Annotated in this window: 15 protein-coding genes; 2 read left to right on the forward strand and 13 right to left on the reverse strand. The window is 35.4% G+C overall.

Annotated features, from left to right (window positions below; all coding sequences use genetic code 11):
• Positions 1 to 154 precede the first annotated feature (154 nt).
• Positions 155 to 961: a hypothetical protein gene (locus tag NQ163_RS03015; protein WP_268188813.1), complete on the forward strand. Its 807-nt coding sequence runs from the start codon at positions 155 to 157 to the stop codon at positions 959 to 961.
• Positions 962 to 1,176: 215 nt separating this feature from the next.
• Here NQ163_RS03015 and NQ163_RS03020 read toward each other — a convergent pair whose 3' ends face one another.
• The 13 genes from NQ163_RS03020 to NQ163_RS03080 all read right to left on the reverse strand — a co-directional run bounded on the left by NQ163_RS03020 (position 1,177) and on the right by NQ163_RS03080 (position 15,801).
• Positions 1,177 to 3,357 (reverse strand): S46 family peptidase, encoded by a 2,181-nt coding sequence (locus NQ163_RS03020; protein ID WP_268188814.1) that lies wholly within the window; start codon positions 3,355 to 3,357, stop codon positions 1,177 to 1,179.
• A 43-nt stretch (positions 3,358 to 3,400) separates the two neighbouring features.
• The gene (locus NQ163_RS03025) at positions 3,401 to 3,979 is read right to left on the reverse strand and encodes a Maf-like protein (RefSeq protein WP_268188815.1); all 579 of its coding nucleotides are present in this window, start codon (positions 3,977 to 3,979) and stop codon (positions 3,401 to 3,403) included.
• Positions 3,980 to 4,030: 51 nt separating this feature from the next.
• Complete coding sequence (locus NQ163_RS03030) at positions 4,031 to 4,387, reverse strand: four helix bundle protein (RefSeq protein ID WP_268188816.1); 357 nt, start codon at positions 4,385 to 4,387, stop codon at positions 4,031 to 4,033.
• Between the two features lie 17 nt (positions 4,388 to 4,404).
• A complete protein-coding gene (locus NQ163_RS03035) occupies positions 4,405 to 5,358 on the reverse strand; it encodes a UbiA family prenyltransferase (RefSeq protein ID WP_268188817.1) in 954 nt (317 codons plus the stop codon).
• A 96-nt stretch (positions 5,359 to 5,454) separates the two neighbouring features.
• Positions 5,455 to 5,982: a KdsC family phosphatase gene (locus NQ163_RS03040; protein WP_268188818.1), complete on the reverse strand. Its 528-nt coding sequence runs from the start codon at positions 5,980 to 5,982 to the stop codon at positions 5,455 to 5,457.
• A 21-nt stretch (positions 5,983 to 6,003) separates the two neighbouring features.
• Positions 6,004 to 6,789 (reverse strand): Rossmann-like and DUF2520 domain-containing protein, encoded by a 786-nt coding sequence (locus NQ163_RS03045; protein ID WP_268188819.1) that lies wholly within the window; start codon positions 6,787 to 6,789, stop codon positions 6,004 to 6,006.
• Between the two features lie 4 nt (positions 6,790 to 6,793).
• On the reverse strand, positions 6,794 to 7,294 hold the full coding sequence (locus NQ163_RS03050) for a hypothetical protein (protein ID WP_268188820.1): 501 nt from the start codon (positions 7,292 to 7,294) through the stop codon (positions 6,794 to 6,796).
• Positions 7,295 to 7,421: 127 nt separating this feature from the next.
• Positions 7,422 to 8,657, reverse strand: a complete 1,236-nt coding sequence (locus tag NQ163_RS03055; protein ID WP_268188821.1) for an OprO/OprP family phosphate-selective porin — start codon at positions 8,655 to 8,657, stop codon at positions 7,422 to 7,424.
• Between the two features lie 141 nt (positions 8,658 to 8,798).
• Positions 8,799 to 9,992, reverse strand: coding sequence for an OprO/OprP family phosphate-selective porin (locus tag NQ163_RS03060; RefSeq protein ID WP_268188822.1), 1,194 nt, complete (start codon positions 9,990 to 9,992; stop codon positions 8,799 to 8,801).
• A 464-nt stretch (positions 9,993 to 10,456) separates the two neighbouring features.
• A complete protein-coding gene (locus tag NQ163_RS03065; protein ID WP_268188823.1) occupies positions 10,457 to 11,488 on the reverse strand; it encodes a hypothetical protein in 1,032 nt (343 codons plus the stop codon).
• A 519-nt stretch (positions 11,489 to 12,007) separates the two neighbouring features.
• On the reverse strand, positions 12,008 to 13,723 hold the full coding sequence (locus NQ163_RS03070) for an acyl-CoA dehydrogenase family protein (protein ID WP_268188824.1): 1,716 nt from the start codon (positions 13,721 to 13,723) through the stop codon (positions 12,008 to 12,010).
• Positions 13,724 to 13,807: 84 nt separating this feature from the next.
• Entirely contained in the window at positions 13,808 to 14,827 is a 1,020-nt protein-coding gene (locus NQ163_RS03075; RefSeq protein ID WP_268188825.1) for an electron transfer flavoprotein subunit alpha/FixB family protein, read from the reverse strand.
• A 98-nt stretch (positions 14,828 to 14,925) separates the two neighbouring features.
• Positions 14,926 to 15,801, reverse strand: coding sequence for an electron transfer flavoprotein subunit beta/FixA family protein (locus tag NQ163_RS03080; RefSeq protein WP_268188826.1), 876 nt, complete (start codon positions 15,799 to 15,801; stop codon positions 14,926 to 14,928).
• A 480-nt stretch (positions 15,802 to 16,281) separates the two neighbouring features.
• Between NQ163_RS03080 and NQ163_RS03085 the strand changes: the two genes are divergently transcribed.
• The gene (locus NQ163_RS03085) at positions 16,282 to 17,757 is read left to right on the forward strand and encodes a carbon starvation CstA family protein (protein WP_268188827.1); all 1,476 of its coding nucleotides are present in this window, start codon (positions 16,282 to 16,284) and stop codon (positions 17,755 to 17,757) included.
• Positions 17,758 to 17,785 lie beyond the last annotated feature (28 nt).

Below are 17,785 nucleotides of genomic sequence, written 5' to 3' on the forward strand. Positions count from 1 at the left end.
TACGATCCTGATTTTAAGCCTTAACTTTCGGAACATATTTAGAAATTAAGATTAAACTACATGCTTGTTGTTATTAGGAAGGAGAGTTTTTTTAAGTATATTCGTCATATACCAGAATACATTTGGCTTATTTAGCAAATTATTTCTTTAATTAATGGGGAGAAAAACACAACATATACTGGTCTTAATTCAAGATCAAAATTACATCAGAAAAGCCATAGTGCATGCATTTAAGCTAGCAACTATATTTAAAGCGGAGGTAGCATTTGCCCAAATTTCTAAAAATGCTTCCAATCATCAATTGCCATCAGGTTTAATTGATGAACTGAATACAGAAAACATAGCCTACAAAGGGATATCACTGGGAAACTTGGCAATTGAACCCAATAACACAATAAAACAACTTGAAGCCATTTTTATTGTTACTGAGTTTGCAAAAGGTAATCTTTCTACTTTTAAAAAGAGTGAAGTTTTTAAATATCTATACAAGGCTAAAATTCCAAGTATACTACTAGGCGAAAAAAGCGAGGAAAATTGCAAGTATCAAAACATTACAGTTCCGGTTGACTTTAAAAGGGAAACAAAAGAAAAAATGATTTGGGCTAGCTATTTTGGTAGGTTCAATAAAGCTGTAATTCATTTGTTTGTTGCAAAACACAAAGCCAAAGCGACACAAAGGCAAATCAAGGCAACTTTAATATTTACCAAAAGAATGTATGAGCAATTCAATTTTGATTATAAGATTGTAAAATCAGAAAGAAGCAGTAACTGGTTAAGGCGAGATGCTTATTTATTTTCTGAACAATTCCATTCTGATTTAATGGTTCTTCTATCTCAAAAAAATGATGGTTTGCTAAACAAATATTTTGGTCCTGCTGAGATAAAAAAATTTCTGCGGAATACAAGAAACCCAATTCTTTTTATCAATCCATTAAAAGATTACTATCTGCCATGCAACTAGTTAGAAAATCAATATAAAGAAGATAAAATTTGTAAACTAATAATATACAAACAAGATTCGTAATTTCTAAAATAGAATATTAACTTTATAGATAATTATTACAAACAGACAAACAACATCAACTTTAGTTTTCTTTTCATGTCTGTTTAATTATCAAACAAAAAAAAGGAATTACCGATTGAGGTAATTCCTTTTTTTATACTTTAAATCTTCCTTTATTTTACAATGTTCATTTCATCAAGCAAATAACCTGCTCCGGCAAACTTATCTACAATAAACAGAACATATCTGATATCAAGAGATACATTTCTACAAATCTCAGGATCGTACATTAAATCGGACATTACACCTTCCCATGCACGGTCGAAATTCAATCCGATTAACTCACCATTTGCATTCAGAACCGGACTACCTGAGTTACCTCCTGTAGTGTGATTGGTAGCTGCAAAACAAACAGGCATTTCACCTTTGGCATTCGCATAATCACCAAAATCTTTTGAATCATAAAGATCTCTTAATTTCTGAGGTACATCGTAATCAAAAATTTCAGGATTATCTTTCTCGATGATTCCTTCCAATGTTGTGTAGTGAGAATAGCTTACGGCATTTCTTGGCTTGTAACCAGAAACTTTACCATAGTGAACTCTGAAAGTTGAATTGGCGTCAGCATAGAATACCTTTTCAGGTTGCATTTTCATTAAACCCGCCATATAAGTACGCTGTAGCTTATCAATCTGATCCATGATTTTATTGTAATCAGGTGCTATTTTTGAGCCATAGAAAAACGAGATGCTATTTGATAATACAAACAATGGATCTTTGCTTAATTTTTTAGCCTTAGAAACTTTATAATTCTCAATAAACTGATCTAACTTAGTTTGACTAGCGAATATCGATTTTGCAAATGCCTTTTCTGCATAAGCCTTAAAATCACCTTTGTATTTTTTCTTGATATTCTTTATCTCCTCAGGTAAAAACTCATCAGATAAATTATCGCTATACATCTTTAAAGTTGCTGCCAATAATTTCTTCTCTGTTGGCAGGTTAAAGTTCTTAAAGAATTTTGCGCTTTCTTTTTTCAGTTTATCCAATTCAGGTTGAGCTTTAGCAGCATCTTCTTTCTTAAGAGTTGATAATGTTTTGAATTTACCAGCCAAACCAACAGTTTCAGCTCCTCTAAATCCTGCTTCAATTGCATAATCTCTGGCCAAACTAAGTGGAGTTACTTCGCTATAATAAGCTTTCATTTTAGCCAGGATGCCTGCATATTTCTTCTTCAATTCAGGAGTAGAGTTTGCCCACTCTTCAAATTTCTTCTCAAGAGCCTCTTTCTTCTCAATTGCATTCAATCGCTTTAATCCTTTAATCTCGCCTTGCCATCTTTTCCAAGAGTTAGCAACACCAGCATACTTAGCCGAATATTGAATTCTAACCATCGGCGAAGCATCCATATCTGCACGCATCAAATCCAATTTCTTGGTTCTGATTTTAATTTTATGAGGATTATCAACCTCTGTCATCATTTTTAAGGCATAAGATGTCAGGTATTCTGTCGTTGTTCCCGGGTATCCAAAAACCATAGTAAAATCATCCTGATTCACTCCTTTTAATGAAATTTTGAATGACTGCTTAGGTTGTAAAGGCACATTATCTTTCGAAAATGAAGCAGGCATATTGTCTTTTCCTGCATAGATTCTAAACATTGAAAAATCACCAGTATGACGAGGCCACATCCAGTTGTCAGTATCACCACCAAACTTACCAATTGCTGAAGGAGGAGCTCCTACCAAGCGTACATCTTTAAAGATTTCGTATACTGCCATAAAATACTGATTACCGTTGAAATAAGCTTTCACACTTGCTCTGTAGTGAGTATCTTTTTCAGCCTCTTCCACAATAGTTTTAATGTGTTTTTTAATTAGCTTTTGACGATCAGATTCTTTCATGCTATCAGTTACACCATCCAATACCTTTGCTGTAACATCAGCCATGCGAATTAAAAACGAAGCTGTAATTCCTTCATTAGCCAATTCCTCTTCACGACTCATGGCCCAGAAACCATCTTTCAAATAGTCATGCTCAAGAGTTGAGTGCGATTGGATTGCACCATATCCACAGTGGTGGTTGGTGATCATCAAACCTTGGTCTGAAACCAATTCACCAGTACAGAAGTGACGAAAAGGTCTTCCCTCTCTACCAAGGCCAACCACAGCATCTTTTAAACAAGCCTGGTTAATGTCATAAATATCTTCAGCAGTTAGCTTGAAACCAGCTTTCTGCATATCTTCAATATTATACTTCTTTAAAAGCATAGGAATCCACATTCCCTCATCTGCTTTTACAGTGCTTCCTATAAGCAATAACGCTGATAATAGAAGCAAACTAATTTTTCTCATAATGGTCTATGTTTTAGTATAGTTGTTTTATAATAATTATGCTTTAGAATCTATTCAGTTCTTCATATAATCGTTGAATTGGCAAGCCAACAACATTAAAATATGATCCTTCGATCCCATCAATGCCAATAAAACCAATCCATTCCTGAATGCCATAAGCTCCAGCTTTATCGAAAGGTTTATAATTATCGATGTAATAATCTATTTCCTGTTTTGACAACTCTTTAAAATGAACATTGGTGGTAGTGGCAAAACTTACTTTTTTATCTTTACTTTTTAAGCAAACTCCACTAATCACCTGGTGCGATCTGCCTGATAATGAACTCAACATCTTAAATGCATCTTCTCTATCTTTAGGTTTTCCCAGAATCCAATCATCAATACAAACAATCGTGTCGGCCGTAATTACCAATTCTTTGTTTGTAAAATCAGACTCGAATGCAGAGGCCTTCAATTCCGCCAGGTAAACAGGAATTTCTTCAGGAGACAATGCTTCAGGATACACCTCATCAACATCTTTTGTCCTGATTTCAAATTCTAATCCCAACTCCTTCAACATTTGATGTCTACGGGGAGATTGAGAAGCTAATATTAAATGATAATCTTTAAGATTATTCAACATGGTTTTATTAATTATAAATTATGAGTGATGAATTATGAATTGTGCTCATAACTAACCTTTATTATTCTTACTTGAAATAATAATACTTCTAAGTATTTTCAATATCTCTTCAGCATCATAATTTAATGACTGAAATAATTTTTCTTCAATATAATCCGTAGCTACTAATAATTCTAGCCAATAGAGGGTTTCATCCGTTTCCTTTTGGGCTATTCCAAGTTTATGGATAAAATCAGCTTTACTTTCTGCATTTTGACTTTCTCTTACATTAGCTCCTATGGATGTGCCAGACCTTAATATTTTTTTACTTAGAACAAACTCCTTTTTCTCATCGCAGAGATATTTATACAAATGAACAGTTCGTATGGCAAATTTAAATGACTTAGTCTTTACTGTGTTTTCATTCATCATTCATAACTTATAATTCATAATTTATTCACGATATAGTTGACAACAAAGGCATAAGATATCCCTGCCAGAAATGCGAATCGAAGTAAAAATTTGCCCAGTTTGAAAAGTTCACCTTCTTTAAATTTAGCAACTCGATATGCTAATAAAATCAGTGGTAAAATGATCAGTATCCCAAAATACCATGGTGTAATTTTATCCACAGGAGCATTTAGAAATTGATACCAAACACCGAAAACTGACACTGATAAGAATAATATCAATACTACAATAATCACTTTTGTCCATTTTAAACCAATTACTGCAGGCAAACTTTTTCTTTTTATTTCCTGATCTCCTTTTAAGGAAAGCATATCTCGAATAAATTGACCAATCAACACTCCAAAAAAGGCAAAAAATGAAAATGCTCCAACCCAATACATCAGGTAATTAAAGTTGGTTTTAGAAGCCAGCAAAACATCAGCATAAGTTTTATTCAAAGGTGGTATTTCATAAATTACAACCAGTAAAGGTACCGTTGCAACAACCATTGCCATAAGGATACTTCCCAACAAAAAGTAATACTTGTACGAAGTTGAATAAAACCAAAGCAAGCCCCCGGCCATAAAAAATATGAACACGAACTGCCAATGTCCTACACTGTAAGATACATATCCGCCAAGCAAAATTGAAATGCCAGTTAATACCTGATGCATTGCCAAAGCAACTCTTCTGGTAATCTTTCTTCCTACGATTACATCTTTCTTGTTAAAACGATCAGCCTTTGTATCGAAATAATCGTTAATAATATAACCGGCCGCCGCCATAGTAACAGTTGCCAAAACCAAAATGGCAAAATCAACATCGGAAAACTGTAGCTTAATTCTATTGATCCCCAAAATTGGTTCTATAATAAAATATCGCATTACATACTGAACCAATGCTATAATCAATAGGTTTGGAAAACGAATTAGTTTCAAAAAATTACTCATGGTTTTAGCTATTTACCGAATCATTATCTCATATTGTAACTATCCATTAATATACTCAAGGTATTATTCATTGATAATTACTAGTTCTTAATTGTTTTAGATGCTTTGTATGTTTGTATCAGATTCGTACCACTTTGAATGAGCTCTTAACACCTGCTCAATTACATCACGCACACATCCATATCCTCCATCTTTATCTGAAATGTAATTTGATATCGCTTTTATTTGCTCAACCGCATTTGCAGGACATGTAGGAACCCCTATTCTCTTCATCACTTCAAAATCAGGCAAATCATCGCCCATATACATGATGTGGTCCGGATCTAAATCATGTTTTGAAATGAAATCTTCGAAATCTTTCATTTTGTTCTTCGAAGCCATATAAATATCGGTCATTCCCAAACCTTGGTAACGCTTTTCAACAGCATTGGAAAAACCACCGGTAATAATGGCTACAGGATAGCCTTTCTTAATTGCATACTGAATGGCATAACCATCCTTAGTGTTTGCTGTACGCAACATTTCACCATTGGAATCAATCACAATCGATTCGGTTGAAAGTACTCCATCAACATCAAAAATGAAAGCCTTTACTTTCATTAAATCTTCCTTAAAAAAAGCCATATTTTATGTGTGTAAATTGTTCTATTTCTTTTCTGAATGCATCGTAAAAATGCTTTCACTGACAAATCTATATATTTTTTGAAAATCAGGTAAATCTTTTAGCTCATTCTCGTGTTTTGTCATGATTTCTTTGTCAAATCGGATGGCAGGTCCGGTTTGTGCAGATACCGGATCAAGCTCCTGTACCTTTTCTGCAGTTTCCTTGATGAGTGGTTTCAACAAATCAAAATCCACATCCTTCTCTGCCAACAACTTTTGCCCAATACTGTACATGTGATTGGCAAAATTGCAGGTAAATACTGCCGACAAGTGCAATTGCTTTCTTTGCTCAGAGTCAATCAGGTGAATATTAGTCGAAATTCTTGCTGCCAGCTCCATCAAATCCTCCTGTAAACCCAAATTATTGGATTCTATGCAAATGGGAATATTTGAAAAATCGACCTTTCTATTTTTTGAGAAAGTTTGCAGTGGATAAAACACACCATAACATTCGGTGTAATCATCAAAGATATCCATAGGAATGCTTCCTGCAGTATGTACAACATCACCAATTGGTATTGGCATTTGATCTAATACAGGCTGTAAAGCTTTATCGCTTAAAGCAAAAATGTACAAGTCGGCATCTTTAGCCAGATTCTGTATATCGCTTAGGGCAGTAGAGTTCACTTTCTCGGCCAAAACGGAAGCCGATTTCAAGGTTCTGCTATAAACCTGCATAATATTTACCCCAGCATCATGTAATGCAATGGCCAATTGTGTAGCCAAATTTCCTGCTCCCAGAATTACAACTTTGTTAATCTTACTCATAGTATTATTTAAGGCCCAATTCCTCAGGCGATGCAGCAATTTTCTTTAAAGGCACTTTTCCTTTGTCAATCATTCCAAACAATTTATGGCAACCTCTCACCAAATCTTCATACATATCCTCAGCCACCAATACCAATCTATCCTCTAAAAAATCGAGATGATTTGCTTCTTCAGGCTGATTGGTTCTTGAGCAAAGCAATAGGGATTTACTTGGGACAAAGGAATGCGTTAGTTGATTTCTCAACTTATCGTACAACCAATGATCTTTATTTACAGCTCTATAATCATTCCCCATAAGGATATTTAATGATTTTGAGAATCGTTTTGACGATTGGGCACGAGCTTTTAATGGCTTGTTATCCATAAAGCATCCCAGCGCTTCAATAGCCTGGCCCATAACAATAAACGAAAAGAAATAGAATCCTTCCTTCTGAAGTCGTCCTATTTCATCAATAAAAATCCGTTTAATAAATTCTTTTTCTTCTTCGGCTTGCGATTTATCCATTTAGCAAATATACAGATATTATCGAATTGCATTTACTCCGATGTTGAGGCTTTGAGCTCCGATTTTTGCCAACAAAAAATGCTGCCTATTAAAGACAGCATTATATTCTTACATCCATAGCTTATTCTTAGAACGAAAACTGCAAACGAGTTTGAATCATGTTGAAATTTTCTTCTCCGTTTATTGCATATTTATCCAAATCCACATTGGTATAATTAAATTTTGCCATCATATTCTGAGTAATATACCAATTGCATCCTACCGTATAGTCACGTTGTCTTCCTCCCATACCCTTCAAATAGTAATTACTCGTATCAAATAAATCTGTTTCATTATAGCGAAATGTTATTTCTATAGCCCCTTTGTTAGGTTGAGACAACCTGGCAGTTTGATTACTATACTTGTAATTACCGCCCTTAATCATCCATCCTAATTGTGCATACCAACCTTCGGCGATGTAATCATTAAATTCGGAGTCGCGATTCACCCGAGTCTTTATAAATTCTGATTGGAATGAATAATTCTGGCTGGCATATATCACTTCCAATCCATACATCAGTTGCGATTTGGCATTATCTATAACAACATTAAGAAATCTTTCATTTTCAACATGTGTAGCTGCTCTGGATTGATAGCGAAGCTTTTTATCTTCCTTATCAACAATCCAATAATTTCCTGATACACCAAGATGTAATATGTTCCAATTGTTTTGAATAGGTGTTATTGAAAATCTTGAGCTGACACCATACCCATTGAAGGATAATTTTTTTTCATCTTGACTATGATATGGATAATATCCATAATAGTAGTAAGATCGGCCTTTCTCTTCTTCAATTTCAATATCACCAAATATTCCTAATCCTAAATTATAAGATTTATTCCACCAATTGTATTCAACACCGATATTCCGTCCGGGCCTAAAGGCTTCAATAGTACTGGCAACGTGCATAAACATTGTTGAATTGGTACTTTCAGTTTGTTCAATACCAAATGGCTCCAGAAAATAACCAGCTCTAAGAAAACGATTGGAATCGATACTATATTTTACGTAAGCATCCTTCATATCAATTTCCATTTCCGAAAAATCAACATTAATACTTGCACTCCATTTTTTTGCATAGGCCAAATCAAATCGCAGCCTCAAATCTCTTATTTCTCCTCCACTCTCTAATTCTGTTTTGTCCTCAAAATAATATGCAGCATCTGCAAATATTCTTCCTCCAAATCGCAATTTGAATTTTTGATTCTTGGTTTGAAAATGACTGGTATCATTTTGAAATATCCAATTTAGGGTAGAATTCTTCTGAGCCATTGAATTTCCTACTATCAAAAGGAATAGCAAAGAGAGTGTAAAATTCTTCATGTTAAATTATACATTTATTATACAAGGCATCAAATATAACAATACATAAAATAAGATTCAGAATAAATTATAACATAAAAAAGGTGCTATTAAATAAATAGCACCTCATAAAATATAACTCGATATTCACTTTTAATTGAATTAGAACGAAAACTGTAAACGAGTTTGAATCATGTTAAAGTTTTCTTCTCCATTTAGGGAGTTCTCATCCAAATCAACATTTGTAAAGTGGAATTTTACCAATATGTTGTGATTCACATACCAGGTACCACCAACAGTAATGTCCTTTTGCTTACCGCCCATAATCAAAGCATCGCTATCGTTTAAATCAGTTTGATTGTAACGCGCCAAAAGTTCCACCGAACCTGGACCTGGTTTTGCCAAACGAGCTGATTTCATTTTGTATTTGTAGTTGCCACCTTTTACAAGCCAGCCTACTTGTGTGTAGAAACCTTTTGCTGAATAATCTTCGAAGCTCGACTTTCGATTCACTTTAGCCGAAATATATTCTCCTTGAATTGAAATTGGACCTGTAGCTGCAATCATTTCAATCCCTATTTTACACTGGCTTTCTGCATTCCCAACTTTTGCATCAATAAATCTGCGTTTCTCAATATGTGTAGCAGCTCTTGAACGATAACGAATCGATTTTGGATTTTCTTCACCTAATTCATTGAATCCTGTTGAATTGGCAGTTCTATAAATTCCGGACATACCAATATGAAACAATCCACCATCTGTTTGAACAGGTGCAAATGCAAATCGAGAGGTTAAGCCATATCCTTCATCACCTTCAGTTTTGTTATTGGTATCGCTACCAAACAAACCAGCTTCCCAAAATATCTTCTTACTCCAGATGGCATAAGAGAATCCTAAATTTCTTCCCGGACGAAAGGCTTCAATTGTACTGGCAGCATGCATAAACTTTGTTGTTTTCGAACTTTCGGTTTGCTCAATTCCAAAAGGTTCCAAAAAATGTCCTGCTCTAACAAAACTGTTTTTATTGATTTTATACATCAACCAAACATCCTTAAGCGAAACCGCTCCATCGGCAAAGCCAATATTAATTTTTGCATTCCATTTCTTCCAAAGGTCGGCTTTCACCAATAAACGAATATCTCTTACTTCCGATCCTGATCCCAAATCAGTTTTATCGTCGAAGTAAGCTGCAGCATCCATGTAAACACGTCCGCCAACTCCAAACGAAAACTGCCCATCGTCAGTTGCCATTTTTATGGAACCTTTGTTTACACTTAACTTTAAATCATTAGAATTTTGTGCGAATAGACTTCCTGTAAGAAATAAACAGAAAGCAATTAGGTAGTACTTTTTCATTGTTGGTTGTTTAGGATTATTTAATTGTAATTCACAATGTAACAATTTGTAATGTTAGATTAAGAATAAATTATACCAATTATCACACCAAATGAGCCTAAAAGAAATTAATAGATTTTCTTTTGTAGCGAAATCTAAAAATTAAGACATAGCAAGATTACGTTGTATTTTTTAGTACAGCTACAGAAGAAAAGATGTGATTTATTGGCGCATTTGGTATGATAATTGGCATTATACTTCAAACCAAGCAAAAATACAAACAAAAAAAGGACAGGCCATAGCCTGTCCATCAAATATTACAACCTGAGTTCAATTAAAAATATTGTCACAGTTTACATGTTTTGGGTAAATTTTCCCTCACTTTTTTTTGCAGAAATATTAAGATATTTCGAAGGGATTTTTGTGAATTTATGCCAAATTCGGTCATGTTCTTTAAAAATTCAGGTTAATCCTATCAAAAATTCTTAAAACTTAAACTCAAGATTTACATATAGTAATGAGTTGGTATCGATACCCTCTTGCTTAAAGTTAAAACCTTGGTAGTTGAATGCCATTTTTACATTCTTTACCGGAGCATACTGAACACCTGCCGTAATCGCACTACCGTTCTTAGCGTTCCATTTTTCGGTTTCACCTTCCAAAGTATTTGATGTTAGGTAATCGTATCTTCCGAATACTTCCCACTTTTTGTCGAATGTATAAGTAGAGTAAACAGACAAACCTTCCATATCATGATCTTCAGCAACTTTAGAGTACTTCGTACCATTGGTTAACATGTTGTATTCTGCTGCTAATCTGAATTTATCTGAGAATTTATATCCTGCAAAGAAAGCCAAAGCCGAAGTGGTTACATCATCTTCGCTACCATCTTCTTTTACAAGCTTACCTGAATTGGCATCAACATATGCTTTAGCAATGAAACCTTTGTTTTTATAAACCAAGCTTGCCCCCACTCTTTGCTTACCATCTTCATCTTGCACTTTCTTATATCCTTCTCCATTAATCACAAAAGCGTTTGCAGAAAAAGCATCGCTTAATTTAATGTTGGCTTTGATCCCTAAATCTGCACTTGATCCGAAACCATACTGGTCGTTAAACGATTTCATGATATAACGATATCCCCAAAATTTTTCCTGCTCTTTAAATTGCACGGTTCCAATCATACCCAAAGAAAGCTTAACTGCCGATGAAGCTTTCCATTCCAATTGTGCTTTTTTAAGATAAGCAGTGTAATCGCTACCACCCTCGTTTTTGCCAACATCTAATGTAATACTAGCCTTTAAGCCTTTCGCGATATTGTAATCGTAGCCAAAATAAGCTCTTTTAATTTCGAAGCTACTTTCCTGATCTTCACCATCTGTCATATCGTAATGGTAGTTAAAAAACACTTTACCATTTACTTTACCCGATGGAGTAAAGTCTGATTTTTCTTGTGCTACAGCAGCAAATCCTAAAAATAGTGCAATGGCACTAACAAATAATTTCTTTCCTTTCATATGGTTTGTTTTAGTAGTATGTAATCTTAATGTAATTAAGCAGACATATTATCTTAATAACTGCCGTCAAAACTAGTTTCTTTCACTAGAGTTGCATGAAAAATTATTTTAAGGAATCGTTAATTTGAGTTAACGGAGAATTAACATTAGCCATTCCCTAATGTTTTTTGGGAGAGAGAATAATACCGATTATTAATTAATATGCACCATTTGCTCGTATTACTCCAATTGCCTAATTAATAATACATCAGCATTTCACTTTAACAATACCCAGTTTCGATTACGCTTCACTATGAAATGTAAATGATATAAAAACTTTCATGATAAAATCTGAATCACCAACAGAAATGAAAGTTTTCGTGTCCGATAGCTATAGGGAGTGGAATTTTGTTATGGTGTGAATGTGGAATTAGAACTATGCGTCAGTGCATCATTGTATTGTTCATAGAATTTCAAGGCTTTCACAAAAAAAGAGGTTCCCACTAATGAGAACCTCTTTACATTAAGTCTTAGACTGTATTATTTTTTGAAAATACCCAGATCTTTCAATTCTGAAGACATGATGTATTCAAGGTAAGAAGCAACTTTTGCTTTACCCATTTTAACGAATACTTCACATGATGCATGGTATTTATCATTTCTTGTAGTATCAGTCAACAACAAGTATCCCATGATGATGTAACCAGCCATTTCTACCAAACGACGAGCATGGAAATCAAGGAAATCGTTGTGATCAGCAGTAGCATTTATTTCATTCACTTTAGCTACAGCCTCTTCGTACTTAGCTGTCATTGCTTTTAAAGTAGTTCTTAGGTACTCGTACTGAGGGTTCAAATCAGAAGCTTCGTACTCTTTGATTTGACCTAAATATGCACCTGTAGTTACCCCACGAATAGCAGCAACAACCTGCAACTGAGTAGTTCCTTCGTAAATATTGGTAATACGAGCATCACGAACCAAACGCTCAATTGGGTAATCTTTCATGTACCCCGAACCAGCGTGAACTTGCAATGAATCGTAAGCAATTTCGTTACAGAATTCAGAAGCAAACAACTTCAACAATGGAGTAAATACATCAGCTAATTTCTGATATTTTTTCATATCCATTCTCTCATCCTTATCTAAAGAGCGATCTTGAGAAATGTGGAAATATGATTTGTAAACATCAACAAAACGAGATGTTTCATACAATACTGAACGAGAAGCATTCAATTTCGCTTCCATATTAGTAAGCATTTCGTAAACCGCAGGGAATTCGATAATTGCTTTACCAAACTGACGACGTTCCTTAGCGTAAGCCAAACCTTCGCGGTATGCAGCTTCAGCAATACCTACCGACTGAGCACCTACACCTAAACGTGCACCGTTCATCAACGACATTACATACTTGATTAATCCCATTTTACGAGAACCAACCAATTCAGCAGGAGCATTGGTGAATACCAACTCACAAGTTGGAGAACCAATGATACCCATTTTATGCTCGATACGACGAACTTTAACAGCCATGTGCTTCTTGTCGTAAATGAACATAGAAAGACCACGACCATCGGTAGTTCCTTCTTCAGAACGAGCAAGAACCAATGAAACATCCCCATCACCGTTGGTAATGAAACGCTTCACACCGTTCAAATACCACTGATCTTCTTCTTTGTTATAAGTTGCTTTCAACTGTACAGCCTGAAGGTCAGAACCTGCATCTGGCTCAGTTAAATCCATTGCAGCAGTAGCACCTTTAGCAAAACGAGGAAGGTATTCAGCTTTTTGTTCTTTCGATGCAAATTCGTGAATGGTTTCAGCACAATCCTGAAGTCCCCAGATGTTAGCAAAACCACCATCCGCACGAGATACCAATTCAGCAGCCATTACGTAAGGTACAATTGGGAAGTTCAACCCATCGTACTCACGTGGAAGAGACATACCAATTAAACCCGCTTTGGTTAAAGCTTCGTGGTTTTCAGCAGTACCTTTTGCATAAATTACACGGTCGTTTACAACCTGTGGACCTTCCTGGTCAACACCTTCAGCGTTTGGACCAATAATATCACCACAAATTTCACCTACAATTTCTAAAGTACGATCGTAAGAATCCATTGCATCCTCAAAATCAAGAGGAGCATAATCGTACTTGTCTTTATCTTCGAAGTTGCGCTCTTTAAGTGCAACAATTTTTTTCATTAAAGGATGTTCCAGGTGGAACTTCATATCCTCGTTATCTCTATAGAAATTAGCCATTTTCTTAATGTTTAATGGTTAACGATTAATGATTACTTTGATTGTTTAATGATTCATTGATCATTATACATTCATCATTAAACATTACTTTGTGTTTTCTTTGTATTGCTTAATCATCTTAGGTAATACTTCTGCAATATCACCAGTAATTACGTAATCAGCGAAAGCGTTGATTGGCGCATTTTTATCGGTATTGATCGCAATTACCATTGCTGATTCTTCCATACCTGCAGTGTGCTGAATCTGACCTGAGATACCGCAAGCGATATACAACTTAGGACGTACAGTAACACCTGTTTGACCAATTTGACGCTCATGAGAAGCAAAACCAGCATCAACTGCAGCACGCGAAGCACCTACTTCACCACCAATAACTTCTGCCAATTCAGTTAACAAATCGAAGTTCGCTTTTGAACCTACACCGTAACCACCAGCTACAATAATACCAGCGTTTTTGATGTTAACTTTCGACTTCTCCATGTGACGCTCGATTACTTTAATTACAAAGTCTTCCGGCTTCACATATTTTTCTACATCGATATTTTTAACTTTTCCTTTGTATGCGTCAGAAACAATTTCCTTCTTCATTACACCCTCACGAACAGTTGCCATCTGTGGGCGACAATCAGGATTGATAATGGTTGCAACAATGTTACCACCAAATGCAGGACGAATCTGATACAACAAATCTTTGTATTCTTTCTTGTTTTTCTTGTCTTCGTGATCACCAATTACAAGACTTGTACAGTCTGCAGTAAGACCAGAGTGAAGAGCCGAAGAAACACGAGGCCCCAAATCACGACCGATGCTTGTTGCACCCATCAAAGCGATTTGTGGTTTTTCTTCTTCGAATAGTTTTACCAGGATTGAAGTGTGAGGAAGAGTTGTGTATGGATACAAACGCTTATCATCAGCAATCCATACCTTATCTACACCGAAAGGCATAACTTGCTTTTCCACACCTTTTAATTCATGTCCGATTACGATAGCTTCTAACTCACATTTTAAATCGTCAGCTAGTTTTCTACCTTTTGTAAGAAGTTCAAGACTTACATCTGCAACCTGACCTTCTTCTATTTCGCAATATACAAATACGTTATTCACGGTATAATCTTTTTTAAATTTCACTTTTTCAGTGAGCAGTAATCAGTAAACAGTCAACAAAGATGATAACTGGTAACCGATAACTGATAACTGATTTGTTATCCAATAGTGTGGTTAGCAATTAATTCTTTCATTAACTCACCCATATCAGCATCGGTTGGCTCAAGAACCTTTGCCTCTTTAGCTTGGAAAACTACGTTTTCGATAGATTTCACTTTTGTAGGAGATCCTGTTAAACCAAGTTCTTCTGCATTTGTATCGATATCGTTTACACTCCACTCACCAATATTTAGGTAAGGACGATTGCTGTGTAATGCAATATAATCTTCTGTTGCATTTTGCATTTCAGAAACCGCTCTTGCATGCTTGTATTTCATTACAAACTTAGCGTTACGAGGACGACATTCAGGAGCAGAAGCATTAACGGTAACAACCATTGGCATTTTACCTTCAACGGTTTCAACACCACGCTCTAAACGACGTTTTACAACAACATTACCTTTTTCTGCAGATACAATATCTTCTGCATAAGTAATTTGTGGAAATCCTAGTTTTTCAGCAACCTGAGGACCTACCTGAGCAGTATCACCATCAATTGCCTGACGACCAGCAATAATAATATCAATTTTACCCATTTTCTTAAGGGTACATGACAAAGCGTATGAAGTAGCCAATGTGTCAGAACCAGCAAATGCGCGGTCAGACAAAAGGATACCATTGTCGGCTCCACGGTATAGACCTTCACGAATAATTTCCGCAGCTCTACCTGGTCCCATGGTTAAAAGAGTAACTTCTGTGCCTTCGTACTTATCTTTCAAACGTAATGCTTGTTCCAATGCATTCAAATCTTCAGGGTTGAAGATTGCCGGCAAAGCCGCTCTGTTCACAGTTCCATCCGCTTTCATAGCATCCTTCCCAACATTTCTGGTGTCAGGAACCTGCTTCGCAAGAACAACAATTTTTAAACCTTTCATTCTATATGTGTTTTTACATCAGTTTTGACGTTAATTTATTGAGATACCCCAAAATAAAATAATCACTCCTTATTCTGTATCTAAGTAAATCAACTAATCACTAATTATTATTTCTATATTCAGGTTTGCTCATTTCACAATTGAATTTGCAAATTTTAGAGCTTAGCAAATATAAAGATTAGAGTACTTAAAACAAATCTTAATTGCACTTGGAAATCAGTTCAAAAAAGACTTATTAATCCTTTTTTATTTTCCATGATAACAGTCTCTTAGAATACCACTATTTATCAATGGTTCTCCATATAATTTCCCAGTAGGATAAATGATAAATTCAAAATAATCAAGTCATTAATAAAGAAATAAATCGTTTATTCTTCATCCATGCAAGTCTATAACTACTCTTGCTTCCTACTTAAAGTAGATTCCCAATGATTCGATTTGGTAAAAATCGCTAATTTTGACTTCAAATTGAATTGAGCTATGATTACATTCTTAACTGCAATTGCTGCATTGGTAATTGGATACTTTATTTATGGGAAATTTATAGAACGCTTCTTTGGAGCCAATGATAAAATAAAAACTCCAGCAGTTCGACTGGAAGATGGTGTAGACTTCATTCCTATGCCAAGCTGGAAAATGTTTACCATCCAGTTTTTAAACATAGCAGGTTTAGGTCCTATTTTTGGTGCAATACTAGGTGCTATGTATGGTCCTGTTGCCTACATTTGGATTGTTTTCGGCTGTATTTTTATGGGAGCAGTTCATGATTACTTTTCCGGAATGTTGTCCATTAGAAACGATGGAGCTAGTTTACCAGAGATTGTTGGAAAGTACCTGGGTCTTCCTGCAAAAGTAATTCTAGCCATCATCACCTTTGCATTACTAATTATGGTTGGTGTTGCCTTTGTTACCGGTCCTGCCGGTTTGCTTAAAGATTTAAGTGGTGGAGGTTTACAATACTGGTTGTATGGAATTTTTGCATATTATTTAATTGCAACCCTACTTCCTATCAATAAAATTATTGGTAAGATTTATCCTGTTTTTGGAGCTGCATTATTAATTATGGCCTTTAGCATTGCAGGTGTAATGATATACAATGGATTTAACGGAAGTTTTCACCTGAATGAATTATCCATTGATCAGGTGAAAAACATGCATTCCAATCCTATGCAAAACATCTTGTACCCTATGATGTTTATTGTAATATCTTGTGGTGCAATATCTGGTTTTCATTCTACACAATCGCCTATGATGGCACGCTGCATGCGTAAAGAAAGCTATGGTCGTCCTGTGTTTTTTGGTGCCATGATAGCAGAAGGAATTGTAGCAATTATTTGGGCTACTGCTGCAATGAACTATTTTGGAACGGCAACAGACTTAAATAATACAATTGTATCGGGTCATAATCCGGCATGGGTTGTGAACGAAATTTGCAACACCTGGCTTGGACAAGTGGGAGCTATTTTCGCCATTGTTGGTGTGATTGCCTGTCCGATTACCACCGGAGACACTGCTTTTAGAAGTGCTCGATTGATGATTGCAGATTTCTTTAAGTTAGAGCAAAAATCTTTGAAGAGTAGATTGCTCGTATCCATTCCGCTTTTTGTATTGGGATTTATCCTTTCTCAGCTAAGCTTTGGTACCATCTGGAAATTCCTTGGTCTTTTTAATCAATTGTTATCCGTGGTAATGCTTTGGACAGCGGCCATGTATTTGGTAGAGAAAAAGAAAAATCATTTCATCATTAGTTTACCTGCAACATTCATGACAGCCATTTGTGCTACGTTTATATTGGTTGCTCCTAATAAAAACGGAGGCTTGGCGATTGATACAAATATAGGTTATGCTGTAGGCATTATTATCGCATTGCTAGTTTTTTCATGGTTTCTTGTTGCAGCTAAAAGAAGAGGAACTTCAACTGGTAATGTAGAACTTACACCTAATTATAAGATGTAGTAAATTCTACATCTTCTACCTGTTCAGC

Source organism: Marinifilum sp. D737 (assembly GCF_026672275.1).
Taxonomy (GTDB): domain Bacteria; phylum Bacteroidota; class Bacteroidia; order Bacteroidales; family Marinifilaceae; genus Marinifilum.